We start from the raw sequence: 17,235 nt of genomic DNA, 5'->3' as shown, positions 1-17,235 counted from the left end.
ATATTTCATACAGAATTACGAAAATGAGTGAGCGTCACTCGGGTAAATTTCTTGCTCAACTTCTTGAATATATAGGCGAATAGCATCGTGAATATTGCCCGCTTCAGCCAAGAAGTTTTTCGCAAATTTTGGCGGTTTGGCGGTGATCCCTAATGCATCATGCATCACTAGAATTTGACCGTCAGTACCATTACCAGCACCAATTCCAATGACAGGCAACAGTAATTCTTCAGTGACTTGATTCGCAAGGGATGTCGGTACACATTCAAGAACCAGCAGTTGAATGCCTGCATTCTCGAGAGCAATCGCATCTTTGATAAGCTGATTGGCAGTGACTTCATCACGACCTTGGACTTTATAGCCCCCAAGTACGTTTACCGCTTGCGGGGTTAAGCCTAAGTGACCGCAGACTGGTACGGAACGTTCACACAGCATTTTGACGGTTTCACATAGCCAGCTGCCACCTTCGATTTTCACCATATTCGCACCAGCTTGCATCAAAATAGCGGCATTGGCACAGGCTTGCTCAGGCGTGGCATAACTCATAAAAGGCATGTCGGCGATGATAAATGCGTTAGGGGCGCCTTTACGTACGCAACGAGTGTGGTAAGCAATCTGCTCGACAGTGACAGGAAGGGTACTGGTTTCGCCTTGGATAGTCATACCTAAGGAATCACCAACCAGCATCACTTGGATACCTTGCTCAGCAAACAGTTGAGCAAAACTGGCATCGTAGGCTGTAATGGTAGCGAATTTGTGTTTCTCTTTTTTATATTGACACAAATCAGCGAGAGAAATGGGTTTCATTAAAATAACCTCCGGAAATGATTTCTCTTATGACCATACCTGAACGAGGTTAAATACATTAGGAATTTATTCCCAAAGCATTAGGCCATTTTGAGGGACGTGTGTAAGTCTTTCTGACAGTTTTTCACCATCAGGAAAAATCAGGGAAGGGGTAATGTCACTGAGCGGGTACAGCATAAATTCACGCTCTTTTAGCCCATAATGTGGAACAGTTAAGCGCTCGGTGTGGATCACTCGATTGCCAAACAGCATGATATCGAGATCTAATGTTCTCGGTCCCCAGCGCTCATCTTTGCGAACGCGCCCTAAATCCAGTTCAATTTTTTGGGTATGATTGAGTAAGTCTTCAGGTTCAAGTTCGGTTTCCAGCAAAACAGCCAGATTGAGAAAATCAGGTTGATCCTGTGGGCCGAGGGGTTTAGTTCGATAAATAGAGGAAGTGCTCACAACGCGAGTGCTTGGAATCGCATCTAATGCGGCAATCGCTTGTTGTGCTTGCTTCAGTGGCTCGCCTAAGTTGCTGCCAATGGCAATGTACACTTGCTCCATCTCTTTATCTCTCTATCTTAATCTCTCTATGGTGATCGCAACGACCACTTAAGCCGCTGCGATTGATACCATTATGATTTATTCGGTTTTCTATTACCGGATTGTGATGAACGATGCGGACGCTGGCGGCGACGAGTTGGCGCACTACCGAGCTCCGAGATCATTTCACGCTGTTTCTGGGCATTGGCTTGTTGGAAGTCATTCCACCATAAAGCGAGTTCTTGTAACTCATTACGGTGTTCCACATTGGCTCTAAGCTCTAGTAAATCAAAGGCAGCACGGAATTTCGGGTGCTCCATTAATTTATTCGCACGACGCCCTTGGCGACGAGGTAAGCGTAATTGCAACATCCAGATATCACGCATGGTGGTGGTGATACGTTTTGGTATTGCGATAGAGCGGCACTGTTCGTCCAGGACATCGTTCATTGCCAGCGCAAAGGCATCATAGTAAGCAAGACCGCCTTCCTGTGATAGTTTCTCTGCGTGCTCAGTGACGGGATACCATAACATGGCTGCAAATAAAAATGCAGGGTTGACGCGCTTATCATTTTTTAGTCTGAAATCGGTGTTTTTTAACACTTGTTCAATGACTTTTTCCATCGGTGAATCGCCATTCTCAGTGAAGCGGCTCGCAATCACAGGGAACAGTTGTTCAAACAGATGGTACTGATTCAGCATTTTATAGGTGGCGTAGCCATAGCCGGCTTGAAGTAATTTTAATGACTCTTCAAACAGTCGCGCAGAAGGGATTTCACGCAGCAATGGGGCTAAGCGATGAATCGGCTCTGCGGTATTTGGCTCGATACGCATATTCAACTTACAGGCGAAACGCACGGCGCGGATCATCCGAACGGGATCTTCACGGTAGCGTGTTTCTGGGTCGCCAATCAGACGAATGACGCCTTCTTTTAAGTCTTGTAATCCATTGACGTAATCGCGTACGGAGAAATCATCAATGTTGTAATACAGGCTGTTGACGGTGAAGTCACGGCGGATAGCATCTTCTTCAATGGAACCGAAAATATTGTCGCGAAGCAGCATGCCATTTTGCGCTTGAGATGACAGATTTTTATCATCGACTTCTTGGTCGTGGTGACCGCGGAAGGTAGCGACTTCAATAATTTCTGGACCAAACATAATGTGCGCAAGGCGGAATCGACGACCAACCAGTCGGCAATTACGAAATAGCTTGCGAATTTGTTCTGGGGTTGCATTGGTGGTGATATCGAAATCTTTTGGCTTTTGGCCTAATAATAAATCACGTACACCACCGCCAACTAAATAGGCTTCATAGCCATTCTTATTGAGGCGGTACAATACTTTCAGTGCATTTTCACTAATGTCATCACGCGAAATTATGTGTTGAGCGCGTGGAATAACGGTAATCGATTCTTGTTTCGTCACGGATGTTCGCTTTTGTGTTTGAGCATCGGAACGTTTAGAGGGACGAACCGCTTTCTTTGTTTGTCTCGTATTCTGGTCATGTCTAGTATTCTGCTCATGCCGAGTTTTCCTCTCAGATTTTTTCTCTGATGCAGAAGGAGTGACTGGCCTTTCACCGGCTGCCTGTGTGTCTCGCGCACCACGCTTTGGCATCGAGTCCTGTTCTGTGGACGATGCTGGTTCATTGCGAGATAAAATATTGCGGCAGAAATTTGCTACTCGGTTAAAAATAGTACACCTCGATGTCATTACATAGATTCATTAAACAAAATAAGCGGCTAATCATAGCTCACTGAAGTTTCTTTGAGAATGGTTAAACGAATAAAAGTCATGGCTAATTATTTTTTATATCAATTAAACCAGTGAATATTATACAAATTGTAGCTTTTTGCGCGAGACGCAAACGATAACAAATGTAGAGAAAATGAGAGAAATAAAGACGAGGAAAAGGGGAGTTTAAATTTTTTTGAGGGTGCGAATCCTTATAACGGCGCAGGGTTAATGCGCCGTTGAGGACTCCCAAAACAACAATTAGCCAGCCATCTGCTTTTCGCGGATTTCTGCTAATGTTTTACAGTCGATGCACAAATCTGCTGTTGGACGCGCTTCCAAACGACGGATGCCAATTTCCACACCACAAGATTCGCAGTAGCCAAAATCTTCATCTTCAACTTTCTTCAGCGTCTTTTCGATCTTCTTGATCAATTTACGTTCGCGGTCGCGGTTACGTAATTCGAGGCTGAATTCCTCTTCCTGAGCGGCTCTATCAACGGGGTCTGGAAAGTTAGCTGCCTCATCTTGCATATGAGTAACAGTCCGGTCCACTTCATCTCTGAGTTGATTGCGCCATGCTTCGAGAATGAGCTTAAAATGCGCCAATTGGGCTTCGTTCATGTACTCTTCGCCAGCCTTCTCATGATAGGGCTCAACCCCGGCAATGGCGAGAATGCTTAAGGACGATGTCTTACGTTTTTGCCCTTCTTGCATAATGCTTCTCCTACACACGCAAATTTTACAAAAACCCCAAGGGGGAAAATTTAAGGTCGCTATAAATATCAGAAGACAGCCGTCTTGGCAATCGTTCATGTGATGAGTTTTGTAATGCTGTGAAGACAAGCGTGTTTCTTCCCTTCTCAAGCACTCATAACTCGATGACCTTGTTTAAATATCGACTAAACTAAAATGACTTAGTCGGGGTGAAGCGAATTGATGTCCCTATTTGCATTTTTTGTTTAGATATATCCACTTGATAACACAGAACTTCGACGCCATTGGCTATAGCCTGTTCTAACAACGCTGCATATTGAGAGTCAATATGTGCAGCCGCGGATACTACGTGGATACCGCTATGTAAAATGACAAACATAAGTATGGCGCGTTTTCCTTCTTTAGCAATCAAAGTCAGCTCTCTAAGGTGCTTTTGTCCTCGGGTTGTCTGAGTATCAGGGAAATAGCCATGGTTATTTTCCAACAAAGTCACTGATTTTACTTCAATAAAACAATCAGCTAAGCCCTCTTGAGTGAGTAAAAAATCAATCCGGCTGTTTTCACTTCCATACTTCACTTCAGGGGTCACTATACTGTAGTCAGATAATTCTGGAATATGCTTTTTTGCCAACGCTTCTGCCACTAATTGATTCGCCCGCAGCGTGTTAATACAAATCAGATGGTTATTTTTGGTTTGTGTTAGCTCCCAACTGTACGGATATTTTCGTTTTGGGTTATCCGAAGTGGAGTACCACACGGTATCCCCTGGAGTGGCACAGCCTGTCATCGCCCCCGTGTTTGCGCAGTGTATCGTCATTTCCTCTCCCTCGGGTGTGACGACATCCGCTAAAAAACGTTTATAGCGTTTAATTAATGTGGCTGATTTTAAAGGGGGGATAAATTCCATGTTTTCTCCGTTTACCGCGTTGTTCGTGACATAACATTACACCATCCTATATATGGTGTTAGCTCATAGACAGTATTAATGCGTCATATTCGTTAATGCGACAATTTGTTAATGCTACAATGCTTCACATAGAAAGTTAAACCTCATGGAGTTACCCCTTAGTGTTCCCTATCTTAGAAGTAAGTGATGACTTACTCGCTGCTCTAGCGAAATCCTCTCAAGTTCTGTTGCATGCGCCGACGGGAGCAGGGAAATCAACGGTATTGCCGTTAGAAATCCTCAAAAGTAGACAGATAGACGGGCGGATTATTATGTTAGAGCCGCGGCGTATTGCAGCACGCTCAGTCGCCGCTCGCTTAGCGCAGCAGTTAGGGGAATCGGTAGGGGAAACCATTGGTTTGCGTATGCGCTCAGAAAGCAGAGTGAGCGCAAAAACGCGTTTGGAAGTAGTGACGGAAGGGGTTCTCACTCGCCAATTACAAAATGACCCGATGCTTGAAGGTGTTGGATTGGTTATTTTGGATGAATTTCATGAGCGTAATTTGCAGGCTGATTTAGGGTTAGCGCTGTTGTTGGATTCTCAGCAAGCACTGCGGGACGATTTAAAAATTCTGCTAATGTCGGCTACGCTGGATGATCAAGGGCTTAGCCAGCTATTTCCTGATGCGCCGGTGATCAGTTCACAAGGACGGACATTCCCTGTTCAACGGGAATATAAGCCCATCAATCCGAATAAACCGTTTCATCAAGAAGTCGCGAGCGCGGTTTGGCAACTGATGCAGCAACAAGTTGGCTCTTTGTTACTCTTTTTACCGGGAGTGGGCGAAATTGAGCGGACGAAAAGCGAGTTAGAAGGGTTAGTGACTAACGATGTGATGTTATGCCCAATGTATGGCGCGCTATCAATTCAAGCTCAGCAACAAGCGATTCTACCTGCCCCTGAAGGAAAACGTAAGGTCGTGCTGGCGACCAACATTGCGGAAACCAGTCTCACCATAGAAGGGATCCGCTTAGTGGTGGACAGCGGTTTTGAGCGCGTAGGGCAATTTAACCCGCGAAGTGGGCTGACAAAGCTAATTAAAAAACGCATTAGCCAAGCTTCAATGACCCAACGTGCGGGGCGAGCAGGGCGTTTAGAAGCGGGTGTATGCTGGCATTTAATGAGTGCCGAACAAGCCGAACGTGCAGCACAATTTAGTGAGGCAGAAATCAATAATAGTGATTTAAGCGGGTTATGGTTAGCGCTCCTTCAATGGGGCTGTCACGATAGTTCTCAACTCCAATGGTTAGATGTTCCCCCTGAGGCGGCATTATCAGCAGCAAAAAACCTGTTATTCAAATTGGGTGTCACCGATGCCCAAGGGAAACTCACGTCGATGGGGAGTAAAATGGCGGGAACGGGAACGTCAGTTCGTACTGCCGCCATGCTGTATCACGCGCAGCAAACTCAAAATAAATCTGTTATTCAATTGGCTGCATTATTAACGGCAATTATTGAAGAGCCTTCCCGTGGCGGTGTGATTGACATACATACCCATTTAGAACGCCCGACGGAGAATTGGTGCAAACGCGCCTCTATCTTAAGTGGTGACAAGGTTACCCATTCTTTAGGAAAAGCCACTGGATTGATTAGTGAGTGGTTACCAACATTACTTGCCGCAGGGTTTCCTGACTACATAGCGAAATCCCGTGACCATCAAACTCGTTATCAATTAGCCAGCGGGTTAGGGGCAATACTGAACGACAATGATCCGTTAATGGGGAGTGAATGGCTGATGGTGGCGGCATTATGGCAGTCAGAAATCTCGGCGGATGCGCGTATCTCACTGGCGTATCCTATTGAAATTGAAAAGCTTCAACAGGATTGCCCGCATCTTTTTAGCACTCAAGAGACAGTTGAATGGGATGAGCGGCGGGGGAGCTTACTGGCATGGCGGCGCTTACAATGCGGGCAGTTAGTCGTCAAATCTCAACGGCTGACTAATCCAGAGCCGGAAGAGATTAAAAATGCACTGGTGTACTGGCTTCAGCAAAATGGTTTGCAACAGTTAAATTGGCAAGAAAATACCCTACAGTTGCGCATTCGTTGTGAGTTAGCGGCGCGTTATTTTCCTGATACGCCATTACCTGCAATGGATGATGAGACTTTACTCGAGACGCTTGATGAATGGTTAGCCCCTTATCTTAATGGTGTGACAAGTAAGAAAAAGCTGCAAGAAATTGATTTAATGAATTTATTATTGAATCGGTTGGACTGGCAGCAGCGTCAATGGCTCGACAGCACTTTCCCTATGACCTATATCGCCCCTTCTGGGAGTGAGGTAAGTATTCACTACGCGCTAGACAAGCCGCCAGTGGTTGAAATTCGCTTGCAAGAAGTGTTTGGTGAAAAAGCCAACCCAACCGTGGCAAATGGTAAAGTGACGCTAACATTATCGCTACTTTCGCCGGCAAGGCGCCCTATCCAGATAACTCAAGATCTCGGTGCATTTTGGCAAGGGAGCTATAAAGAGGTACAAAAAGAGATGAAAGGGCGTTATCCAAAACATCCTTGGCCAGATGACCCTGCGAATGCCGAACCAACGCGACAAACAAAAAAAGCGATGATGAGTGCGAAATAACCTAATTTTGTGCTCTAATAACGGGCTGTAAATTAGGCTGTTGGTCTCGATAGGCAGCGTAAGGAAGTGTAATTAGGAGCTTTCTTCCGTGAAATTCCTTGAATCATGAGCCAAAATTAGCCTTATGTTACATCTACGTATCTGTAGTTGTACTTGTGCATATTAGTTAGATTTTAATGCCTATTTAGGTATAGGAGATATGGAGCGACCATGTCCGGTAAAGATTTTGAACCCATTGGTAGACGTAAAAGACGCGCTGCCGAGAAACAATCCTCTTCTTCACGCCGCCGTAGACGCCGCGATGATTATGATGAAGATCTGTATGATGACGAAGATATTGATGACGAATATCTTGATGATGAAGACGATGAAGAAGAGCAAATGACCAAAAAAGGCTCAAAAAAGAACAAACCTCGCAAGAGTAAATGGCGCTGGTTCTGGCTGCTAGTTAAATTAATGCTGGTACTTGCAGTCATACTGGCGGCTTACGGTTTTTATCTAAACCAACAAATTAAAGAACGCCTTGATGGTAAGGTGTGGGACTTGCCTGCGGCGGTATATGGACGCATGGTAAACCTTGAGCCGGGTATGGATTACAGCCAAGCTGAAATGACCAACCTGCTCGAAGGGATGCAGTACCGTAAAGTCAGCAAAATCACCACATCCGGTGAGTTTGTGGTGAAAGGCAATACCATTGAAATTTTGCGTCGTCCATTTAATTTCCCTGACCAAAAAGAGGGGCAAGTCCTCGCGCGTCTGGTGTTTGAAAATGGGATGTTGAGCAAGATTGAAAATATTGAAAATGGGCGCTCGTTCGGTTTCTTCCGTTTAGATCCGAAACTGATCACCATGATGCAATCTGCGAATAATGAACAGCGTTTAGTGCTGCCAATGGCGGACTTCCCTGAATCCCTGGTAAAAATCCTCCTCGAAACGGAAGATAGAAATTTTTATGAGCATGATGGTGTTAGCTTATATTCTATCGGTCGTGCGGTGGTAGCGAACGTCACTGCAGGTCGTTCCGTGCAAGGGGGAAGTACCTTAACGCAGCAGTTGGTGAAAAACCTATTTTTAACCAACGAAAGAACCCTGAAACGTAAAGCGAACGAAGCTTTTATGGCATTGATTTTAGACTACAACTACAGCAAAGAACGCATTCTTGAGCTGTATTTGAATGAGGTCTATTTAGGGCAAAATGGTAATGATGAAATTCGCGGCTTCCCGTTGGCGAGTCTGTATTACTTTGGTCGACCAATCAATGAGTTAAGCTTTGACCAACAAGCATTGTTGGTGGGAATGGTGCAAGGTGCATCAACCTTTAACCCGTGGACTAAGCCACAAAATGCGATTAAACGCCGTAACATTGTGCTTAAAATCCTCGAAACCCGTGGTGTTATCGACAATGAGATGTACCAAGTTCTGAGTGCTCGACCGCTTGGCGTGAAAAACAAAGAGGGGTTAGTCGCATCTCAACCGGCATTTATGCAGATGGTGAGACAAGAACTGAGCGAGAAGCTTGGGGATAAAGTTAAAGATCTCTCTGGAGCGAAAATCTTTACCACCTTAGATCCGGTGGCGCAAACGGCGGCGGAAAATGCAGTCGAGTTCGGCGTGGCTGATTTACGTAAAGCACGTAAATTGGATGATATCGAAGGTGCCATGGTGGTTGTCGACCGTATTAACGGCGAAGTGCGTGCAATGGTCGGCGGCTCTGATCCACAATTCTCAGGCTTCAACCGAGCGTTGAATGCCCGTCGTAGCATTGGTTCTTTAGCAAAACCACCGGTGTATTTAACGGCATTAAGTGAGCCAGACCGTTTCCGCTTAAATACGTGGCTATCCGATGAACCGCTGACTATCAAGGTCGGTAATCAAAGTTGGAGTCCACGAAACTATAGCCGTAACTTCAATGGCCGTATGATGCTGGTGGATGCATTAGCGAAATCACAAAATATTCCAACCGTAAACTTAGGGATGGAAATTGGTCTCGACCAAGTGATGAATACGTTCATTCGTTTGGGGGCGCCAGAAAGTGCGATGGAAAAAGTGCCAGCGATGTTGTTAGGTGCAGTGAACTTAACGCCAGCTGAAGTGGCGCAAGTGTACCAAACCATTGGTGGCGAAGGTAATCGAGCGAAATTATCTGCATTACGCTCCGTGATTGATGGTGATGGTAAAGAGCTGTATCAAAGTTACCCATCCGCAGAGCGTGCCGTGCCATCTCAAGCCGCTTATTTGACCCTGTTCGGTATGCAGCAAGTGGTACAGCAAGGTACTGGACGTGTATTACTGAATAAATATGGTAAATACAATCTGGCGGGTAAAACGGGTACCACCAACGACCTACGTGATAGCTGGTACGCGGGTATTGACGGTAAGGAAGTGGCTATTGTCTGGGTCGGTCGCGATAACAACGGACCAACACAGTTAACAGGCTCAACAGGGGCACTGCGAGTTTATCAACGCTATTTAGATAACCAAGCGCCACTGACACTGATCAACCGAGCGCCAGAAGGGATAACCGACATGCGCGTCATGATGGATGGTCAATTTAGCTGCTCTGATTTAGGTGGCGGCAGAATGTTGCCAGTCTGGACAGAAGACCCGCAAAGCCTATGCCAAGGATCCGCATCGCAAGATCCAGCGTGGAATTTGAATGGGAATGGTGAAGCTCCTCAAGAGGATACTGCCCCGGACTGGGTCAAAGATATGTTCGGCGATTCTCCGTCCAATTCTCCGTCATCCCGCACGCCGTAGCGTTGTTGGCTGCACTCGCTAACCCTAGTCACATACTTGTGTATGCTCCTAGGGCTTAGCTCACTTGCCGCCTAGCTACAACGCACGGGATTTTGGAGAATGTTGAGTTTGATTGGAAAAGAAAACAGATCAAAAAAATAGCTCCAAAAAACAGTTCAAAAATAGATCCGGAAACATAGATAAAAAATAGGCGCCGTCTTTTGCAGATGGCGCCTATTTTTATGGGTGCGGTTTATTGCGGGGATTATTCGGCTTTGATTTTTGCCAGTGCAATTTCCGCGGCATCGATGGTGCGCTGGATATCTTCATCGCTGTGGGCGACAGACATAAAGCCTGCTTCGAATGCGGATGGTGCTAAGTAAACGCCTTCTTCTAACATGTAGTGGAAGAATTTCTTAAAGCGAGTCACATCGCACTTCATTACGTCTTGGTAGCACGTTACTGATTCGGCGTCAGTGAAGAACAGACCAAACATCCCGCCTACATGGTTGATAACCATAGGCACGCCTTGCTCTTTAGAAACACGGGCTAAGCCACGAGCCAGCTTATCGGTCAGTTCTGTTAAACGTGCATGAACACCCGGCTGAGAGACTTCATTTAAGCAGGCTAAACCCGCCGCCATGGCAACTGGGTTACCCGAAAGTGTACCCGCTTGGTAAACAGGACCGATAGGCGCTAATTTTTCCATCACTTCATAGCGACCGCCAAATGCACCCACAGGCATACCGCCACCGATGATTTTACCTAAACAGGTTAAATCCGGTTGTACGTTGTAGTGATCTTGAGCACCACCGAGTGCAACACGGAAGCCTGTCATCACTTCATCGATGATCAGCAGTGCGTTGAATTCATCACATAATGCACGCAGACCCGGCAGGAATTCTGCGGTTGGTGGTACGCAGTTCATGTTGCCCGCGACAGGTTCAACAATCACACACGCCACTTCTTCAGGGTAGTTTTCGAAAGCTTGGCGAACAGAGGCTAAATCGTTGTATGTGCAAGTTAATGTGTGCTTAACGAAATCTTCAGGTACGCCCGGAGAGTTAGGCTCACCCATGGTCAGTGCACCGGAACCGGCTTTCACTAATAGGCAGTCAGCGTGACCGTGGTAGCAACCTTCGAATTTAATGATTTTATCGCGGCCTGTATAACCACGAGCAAGGCGAATTGCGCTCATGGTGGCTTCAGTACCGGAGTTGACCATACGGATCATATCGATAGATGGGACTAACTCGCACACCAATTTTGCCATTTCTACTTCAGCAGCGGTTGGTGCACCAAAGCTTAAGCCTTTATTGACGGCTTTAATTACCGCATCACGGATAGCGGGGTGGTTGTGACCCAATACCATTGGACCCCAAGAGCCCACATAATCAATGTAAGCTTTGCCATCGACATCATAAATGTAAGCGCCATCAGCGCGCTCGATAAATAACGGGGTACCACCCACACCATTAAAGGCGCGAACAGGGGAGTTAACACCGCCAGGGATCAGCTGTTGGGCTTCATTATATAATTCTTCGGAATGGTGCATTGCAGGGCTCCTGAAAAGAGACTAAATAAAAAGTTGCCGCTATTCTAAAGCACAAGGGAGATTAAACCAATGCTATCAATCACAATGATGGATCAATCATAAAGATGAATAGTAACTCTGTGCTCAATTGTGTAACAACACTTGAACCAATGAGTCAGGTGACGGATAATTGAGAAATTGATCTAAGTAGGCTTTGCCTTACCTATGAATTTACCGGTCACCGGTCTGGAGTAATAAATGAGTGATGATGTAGCTCTGCCTCTGCAATTTACCGATGCAGCTGCAACCAAAGTAAAAGACTTAGTTGCCGATGAAAATAACCCAAACCTGCGTCTACGCGTCTACATTACGGGCGGTGGTTGCAGTGGTTTCCAATATGGCTTTACCTTCGATGATCAAATCAACGAAGGGGATATGACCATCGAAAAACAAGGTGTCGCACTGGTTGTAGACCCAATGAGCCTGCAATATTTAGTGGGTGGAAGTGTGGATTACACTGAAGGGTTAGAAGGATCGCGCTTTATTGTGACGAATCCGAATGCGAAATCCACGTGTGGTTGTGGTTCTTCCTTCAGCATCTGATCTTTCGTTATATTTTGCGCTGTGGCGGTGTTGGCTTCGTTCAGCTACTCGGGTCACATACTTATGTATGCTCCCCGAGATATCCTCACTTGCCGCCTAGCCACAGCACAAACTATTTAGAAAGATTATTTCGTGAGATTTTAAACGAAAAAAATTAGTTTTATTATCTTTGTCCTGCTGCATTAATTCTGTTCAAAAAATCCTGCTGTGATCTTAGATTCTTAACTTCTTTTCTTAGTTTGGTAGCGCGTTTAGCTGGCTGCATAGCTGCTCGGTGGCCTTGATGATACGAGGGCCAGCGCGGTGGAACCAATCCTCATTTAAGCGAATGATGGGGACATTGAGTTGGGTGCTCCAGAAAGCTTTGACGGCATTTTCTTGCTCGGAGGAGCCGGTCATAATGATGGCATCGGGTTTGCGAGCGAGGACTTGCTCACGGCTGACTTGAGGCCATTGGACAGCGCTGTTTTCGAAAATATTCTGAGCGCCGCAAGTCTTAACGACATCATTTTGAAGAGTATTATCGCCAGCGCTAAATAATGGCTGAGTGCCTAATTGAATAAATAATTGCTTAGGTTTTTTATTATTATCTAATTTATCTTTTTGCATCTTTAACGTGCTACGCATTTGGGCGATATTTTTCTCGGCCACTTCTGGGTGAGGGCTATATTGTGCAAGCTCTTCCAGTGAAGCGATAACTCCATCAATGCTTTGCGAATCAAAATAGACAATTGGAATCCCTAACGATGCAAGCTGATCCAGAGGTCGCTGCGGGTTACCGCCTCGCCACGCCAAGATCAAATCCGGCTTTAAGGCAATAATCCGCTCCACATTTAACCCTTGCCAATCCGCTACTTGCTCAAGCTTTTTGGCAGATTCTGGATAATCGGAATAGGCGCTTACGGCAATTAAGCTATCTTCCAATCCTACGGCATAAGCCAGCTCCGTATTGGCAGGTGATAAACTAATGACTCGGGATTTGGGAGTGGCGAATGCACTATTGATTAGGGTTAAGAAAAATAGAAAACCAATCAGTGAGCGCATGAGTTTGGTCGTTAGATTCATAGCATTACTTCACAAAGAGGTATTAGAAAAGGCATAAATGAAGGTCAGTTATGCCTTAGAAAGTGAGAAATAAATTACGCTAATGCTGTGACAATCGCAGCAACCATCAAGGATGATTGGCGTGCAGCGATAGGTAAAAACTCGTCAAAGCTAGTGTGGGACTCTTTATCTGCCACATCTGAAATTGCACGAACCACCACAAAAGGTACCTTAAACTGGTAGCAGACATGACCGATAGCCGCGGCTTCCATTTCAACGGCAGCAACGGTTGGGAATGTCGCTTTGATACGCGCTAAAGGCTCAGCTCCGTTGATGAAAGCATCACCACTGCAAATCAAACCGCGAACGGCGTTCATATCTAACGCTTTCACGCACTGTTCGGTAGTTTCAATGAGTTTTGCATCGGCAATAAATGCCGGTGGGCACTGTGCCATTTGACCCGGCTCATAACCAAATGCGGTGACATCCGCATCGTGGTAGCGCACTTCGGTAGATACGACGATATCACCTACATTTAAACGTGGATCTAAACCGCCCGCAGAACCTGTATTGATGATAACATCAGGCTTGCAGTGTTCTAACAATAATGTGGTACCGATTGCCGCTGCGACTTTACCGATGCCCGATTTTAATAAAGCGACGTCAACGCCGTTTATTTTCCCTGTATAAATTTCACAGCCAGCAAGGCTCAATGTTTGGCAACCTTCAATTTTTTCGCGCAGGGTCGCAACTTCTTGCTCCATCGCACCTATGATACCGATTTTCATTATGTCATACTCACTGTTGATTAATTAGACACTTATGTCGTAGATGGCTAAAGTGTAACATCGAAAGGTGGGTTTTCCTCTGCCTTTTCTTTGGAGATTCAGGAATAAAACGGTAAGGCATAGAGGCTAGCATGGCGGGAAAAGAGATTAATTTTGTTAAAAAACTGAGTTTCCAGCGTAACTATATGAGCAGTGGGAAAAATCAAAAAGTCTCACCCGATGATGAAGATGCCGTAAACCGTCTCTTTGAAAGCGACCGTGGGCGGATTATTAACTCGGCAGCCATTCGACGTTTACAGCAGAAAACCCAAGTTTTTCCCCTTGAACAAAACTCCGCCGTACGCAGCCGTTTAACCCATTCTCTTGAAGTCCAACAAGTTGGGCGCTACATCAGCAAAACGGTGTTGGGTGAGCTGAAAAAGAAAAAATTGCTTGATGAATATGGTTTAACTGACCGTTGTGATGCCTTTGAAAGCCTGGTGGAAATGGCGTGTTTGATGCACGATATTGGCAACCCACCGTTTGGGCATTTCGGTGAAGCCGCTATTCAACGCTGGTTCAGTAAATTGTTATCGCCAGATTATCTCTTCACGCCAGAAACGACAGACCCTTGCAAAATTAAAGCGTTACAACTGACTGGTAATGAAAAACAGGATCTATTTCGTCGTCAGCTTAAGCGTGATTTATGCTCGTTTGAAGGGAACGCTCAAGGGCTGCGCATGGCGCATCGCCTGCTCAAGCTGAATTTAACCTACGCCCAAATTGGCTCTATTTTGAAATACACTCGCGGCGCTTATGACCTTGAGCCTATCCCGCCAGAATTTGATTATTTAATGAAAAAACCGGGCTATTATTGGTCTGAAGCGGATTTTGTCAGCGAGTTAAGTAAAAAATTGGAAATGGGAAAATATTGCCGTTTTCCGCTCTCTTATATCATGGAAGCTGCCGATGATATTTCTTACTGTATTGCGGATTTAGACGATGCAGCAGAAAAGGGCATTTATACCGTTGAGCAGCTAATTGAATACCTAAAAGCGGAGTGGGGCGAGGTAAAATCTGGGGATCTCTTCGACCAAACTATTTTGCGGGCATTCAATAATATCAGCGATAACCACACAAGGCGCATTCAGCAAGATCAGTTTTTTATGTATTTGCGTGTCAATATTACAGGAAAACTCGCCCATTACAGTGCTCAGCGCTTTATTCAAAACCTGCCTGAAATTTATCACGGCAGCTTTAACAGCGCGTTACTTGAGGATAAAAGCCAAGAGCATCGCCTCTTAAAAGCTTTAAAAACAGTGGCGTTTAAGCATGTGTTTAATCACCATGAAGTGGAAGAGTTAGAGCTACAAGGCTACCGAATTATTAGCGGGTTGTTAGATGTTTACAGCCCACTATTGATGATGGATAGAGAGGATTTTGCGGCATTAGTGGCACAAAATTACCATAAACACTTTTTTATCGAAACTCGCCTATTTCATAAGCTATCCAATAAACATCGACTCTCCTATAACGAAGCCTTGGAAAAAATTTCAGTCACCAGCGATGCGGATAAATCGATGCTAGAGTTTTATTATCGAGCCAGACTGCTCCAAGACTACATTAGCGGAATGACTGACCATTATGCTTATGAAGAGTATCGAAAATTTATGGTGACGAATTAACGCTGATAAAAAAAGTCAGTATATAGCGTGACAAAAAAACTAAGTGGTCACTAATTTTGGTAAAAAAAATGCTATGATAGCCCGCTAATTTGTCTACCCAATTATCAGGCAGTCGCAGTGATAAAGTAAGCCGTTATAAAGTAAATATGGGCTTACCACCTGTGGCTTGAAATAGAATTTATTTAACTCCGTTTAGTGACTACTTATGGCCCAATTTTACTCGCCAAATCGCCGCACCACCCAACGCCGTCAAATCACGGTTCATGTCGATAGTTTAGATGCCGCTGGGCAAGGCGTAGCTCGTCATGATGGCAAAGCCATATTTATCACTGGTTTATTACCAGGGGAAGAGGCGCAAGTCGAACTGACGGAAGATAAACGTCATTTTGCCAAAGCCAAAGTCATTAAACGCCTTAGCACTAGCCCGCAACGAGTGAAACCCCGCTGCCGTTATTTTAATCAATGTGGTGGCTGCCAACAGCAGCATGTAGAGATTGGGCTTCAACGCGAAAGCAAGGCGCAGGCTTTACAACATTTAATGGGGCGGGAGACTGGCTCTGTACTGCCACCTATTTCGGTGATTGGCGGTGAAGAATATGGTTATCGCCGCCGCGCGCGTTTGGGGCTGCAATATCAAAATAAATCTAATCACTTAATGATGGGATTTCGCCAAACGCAAACCAACACGCTGGTGGACATTAAAAGTTGCTCAGTATTGCACGCAGAACTTGATGCACTGTTAGCGCCATTGTCCACCTGTTTAAATCAGCTATCGATTGCCAGCAAATTAGGGCATGTAGAGCTGATTCACGGGGATAACGGCAATCTTATCCTGCTACGTCATTTAGCCCCTGTTGACGCATCTGATAGAAAACACTTGCTAGACTTTGCCAAGTCTCATGGGCTTAGTATTTGGTTAGCAGGGAATGAAGGTCAGTTAGTCCCGCTTGAGGCTGGCTCCATTTTACCTGAATATCAGGTGGCGGGTGAAACCTTACAATTTAGTCCTGCCAATTTTATTCAAGTGAATGGCGAAATTAACCAGCACATGGTGGCGCAAGCCTTAGCATGGTTAGATCTAAGCCTAGAAGATAGGGTATTGGATCTTTTCTGTGGGATGGGTAACTTTACGCTGCCAATTTCCCGCTTAGTGAAAATGGCGGTAGGCGTTGAAGGTGTTGAAAATTTAGTCACTCAAGCCAGAAATAACGCCCAGCGCAACTCAATTGAGAATGCGGCGTTCTATAATGAGAACTTGGAAGAACAGATTCACACTCAGCCGTGGGCGCAAGAAGGTTTCAATAAAGTCTTGTTAGATCCTGCTCGAGCAGGTGCCGCTGGTGTAATGGAACATTTAATTAAACTGATGCCAGAAAAAATTGTCTATGTTTCTTGTAATCCAACAACGTTAGCAAGAGACAGTAAAGTTTTGCTTGAAGGCGGGTATCAGTTATCTCAATTGCGGATGTTGGATATGTTTCCGCAAACTAGTCATCTGGAATCCATGGCGCTATTTGTTCGTAGCCCAGAGGTGTAACAGGTAGGGAGAA

13 protein-coding genes are annotated in these 17,235 nt (G+C 45.3%); 5 read left to right on the top strand and 8 right to left on the bottom strand.

The genetic code is table 11. The features are described from left to right. Positions 1-15 precede the first annotated feature (15 nt). The 5 genes from panB to sfsA all read right to left on the bottom strand — a co-directional run bounded on the left by panB (position 16) and on the right by sfsA (position 4,695). On the bottom strand, positions 16-807 hold the full coding sequence (panB, locus tag ACY3ZI_RS15920; protein WP_036952616.1) for a 3-methyl-2-oxobutanoate hydroxymethyltransferase: 792 nt from the start codon (positions 805-807) through the stop codon (positions 16-18). A gap of 66 nt (positions 808-873) precedes the next feature. Continuing rightward, positions 874-1,356, bottom strand: coding sequence for a 2-amino-4-hydroxy-6-hydroxymethyldihydropteridine diphosphokinase (gene folK / locus ACY3ZI_RS15915; protein ID WP_108478344.1), 483 nt, complete (start codon positions 1,354-1,356; stop codon positions 874-876). A gap of 71 nt (positions 1,357-1,427) precedes the next feature. Then, positions 1,428-2,954: a polynucleotide adenylyltransferase PcnB gene (pcnB, locus tag ACY3ZI_RS15910; RefSeq protein ID WP_211887768.1), complete on the bottom strand. Its 1,527-nt coding sequence runs from the start codon at positions 2,952-2,954 to the stop codon at positions 1,428-1,430. Positions 2,955-3,332: 378 nt separating this feature from the next. Continuing rightward, positions 3,333-3,788 carry an RNA polymerase-binding protein DksA gene (dksA, locus tag ACY3ZI_RS15905; RefSeq protein WP_006659320.1) on the bottom strand — a complete coding sequence of 152 codons (456 nt, stop codon included), beginning with the start codon at positions 3,786-3,788 and terminating at the stop codon, positions 3,333-3,335. Positions 3,789-3,978: 190 nt separating this feature from the next. Continuing rightward, positions 3,979-4,695: a DNA/RNA nuclease SfsA gene (gene sfsA / locus ACY3ZI_RS15900; protein ID WP_211887770.1), complete on the bottom strand. Its 717-nt coding sequence runs from the start codon at positions 4,693-4,695 to the stop codon at positions 3,979-3,981. A 161-nt stretch (positions 4,696-4,856) separates the two neighbouring features. Between sfsA and hrpB the strand changes: the two genes are divergently transcribed. Together hrpB and mrcB are read left to right on the top strand one after the other, a co-directional pair. Then, positions 4,857-7,316, top strand: coding sequence for an ATP-dependent helicase HrpB (hrpB, locus tag ACY3ZI_RS15895; protein WP_487375491.1), 2,460 nt, complete (start codon positions 4,857-4,859; stop codon positions 7,314-7,316). A 210-nt stretch (positions 7,317-7,526) separates the two neighbouring features. Continuing rightward, entirely contained in the window at positions 7,527-10,073 is a 2,547-nt protein-coding gene (gene mrcB / locus ACY3ZI_RS15890) for a bifunctional glycosyl transferase/transpeptidase (protein ID WP_487375490.1), read from the top strand. A 244-nt stretch (positions 10,074-10,317) separates the two neighbouring features. On the opposite strand, the gene hemL is transcribed toward mrcB, so the two are convergent. Continuing rightward, on the bottom strand, positions 10,318-11,607 hold the full coding sequence (gene hemL / locus ACY3ZI_RS15885; RefSeq protein WP_154602416.1) for a glutamate-1-semialdehyde 2,1-aminomutase: 1,290 nt from the start codon (positions 11,605-11,607) through the stop codon (positions 10,318-10,320). Positions 11,608-11,844: 237 nt separating this feature from the next. Here hemL and erpA point away from each other — a divergent pair, with 237 nt between their 5' ends. Next, complete coding sequence (gene erpA, locus ACY3ZI_RS15880) at positions 11,845-12,189, top strand: iron-sulfur cluster insertion protein ErpA (RefSeq protein ID WP_132496746.1); 345 nt, start codon at positions 11,845-11,847, stop codon at positions 12,187-12,189. A 234-nt stretch (positions 12,190-12,423) separates the two neighbouring features. Here erpA and btuF read toward each other — a convergent pair whose 3' ends face one another. Together btuF and mtnN are read right to left on the bottom strand one after the other, a co-directional pair. Further along, a complete protein-coding gene (gene btuF, locus ACY3ZI_RS15875) occupies positions 12,424-13,233 on the bottom strand; it encodes a vitamin B12 ABC transporter substrate-binding protein BtuF (RefSeq protein ID WP_487377550.1) in 810 nt (269 codons plus the stop codon). A gap of 95 nt (positions 13,234-13,328) precedes the next feature. Continuing rightward, positions 13,329-14,021, bottom strand: coding sequence for a 5'-methylthioadenosine/S-adenosylhomocysteine nucleosidase (gene mtnN / locus ACY3ZI_RS15870; protein WP_211887772.1), 693 nt, complete (start codon positions 14,019-14,021; stop codon positions 13,329-13,331). A gap of 131 nt (positions 14,022-14,152) precedes the next feature. On the opposite strand from mtnN, the gene dgt reads away from it, so the two are divergent. Beyond that, positions 14,153-15,685, top strand: a complete 1,533-nt coding sequence (gene dgt / locus ACY3ZI_RS15865) for a dGTPase (RefSeq protein ID WP_211887773.1) — start codon at positions 14,153-14,155, stop codon at positions 15,683-15,685. Positions 15,686-15,890: 205 nt separating this feature from the next. Next, entirely contained in the window at positions 15,891-17,222 is a 1,332-nt protein-coding gene (gene rlmD / locus ACY3ZI_RS15860; protein WP_487375489.1) for a 23S rRNA (uracil(1939)-C(5))-methyltransferase RlmD, read from the top strand. Positions 17,223-17,235: the final 13 nt, after the last annotated feature.

Source organism: Providencia sp. LY12, from assembly GCF_057621555.1.
The sequence above is the reverse complement of the archived record's forward strand: the minus strand, read 5'-3'. Positions and strand labels throughout refer to the sequence as shown.

Coding starts and splice junctions, on each gene's coding strand:
- panB (WP_036952616.1), bottom strand. CDS start 807: ATGAAACCCATTTCTCTCGCTGATTTGTGTCAATATAAAAAAGAGAAA.
- folK (WP_108478344.1), bottom strand. CDS start 1,356: ATGGAGCAAGTGTACATTGCCATTGGCAGCAACTTAGGCGAGCCACTG.
- pcnB (WP_211887768.1), bottom strand. CDS start 2,954: ATGCCAAAGCGTGGTGCGCGAGACACACAGGCAGCCGGTGAAAGGCCA.
- dksA (WP_006659320.1), bottom strand. CDS start 3,788: ATGCAAGAAGGGCAAAAACGTAAGACATCGTCCTTAAGCATTCTCGCC.
- sfsA (WP_211887770.1), bottom strand. CDS start 4,695: ATGGAATTTATCCCCCCTTTAAAATCAGCCACATTAATTAAACGCTAT.
- mrcB (WP_487375490.1), top strand. CDS start 7,527: ATGTCCGGTAAAGATTTTGAACCCATTGGTAGACGTAAAAGACGCGCT.
- hemL (WP_154602416.1), bottom strand. CDS start 11,607: ATGCACCATTCCGAAGAATTATATAATGAAGCCCAACAGCTGATCCCT.
- erpA (WP_132496746.1), top strand. CDS start 11,845: ATGAGTGATGATGTAGCTCTGCCTCTGCAATTTACCGATGCAGCTGCA.
- btuF (WP_487377550.1), bottom strand. CDS start 13,233: ATGCGCTCACTGATTGGTTTTCTATTTTTCTTAACCCTAATCAATAGT.
- mtnN (WP_211887772.1), bottom strand. CDS start 14,021: ATGAAAATCGGTATCATAGGTGCGATGGAGCAAGAAGTTGCGACCCTG.
- dgt (WP_211887773.1), top strand. CDS start 14,153: ATGGCGGGAAAAGAGATTAATTTTGTTAAAAAACTGAGTTTCCAGCGT.
- rlmD (WP_487375489.1), top strand. CDS start 15,891: ATGGCCCAATTTTACTCGCCAAATCGCCGCACCACCCAACGCCGTCAA.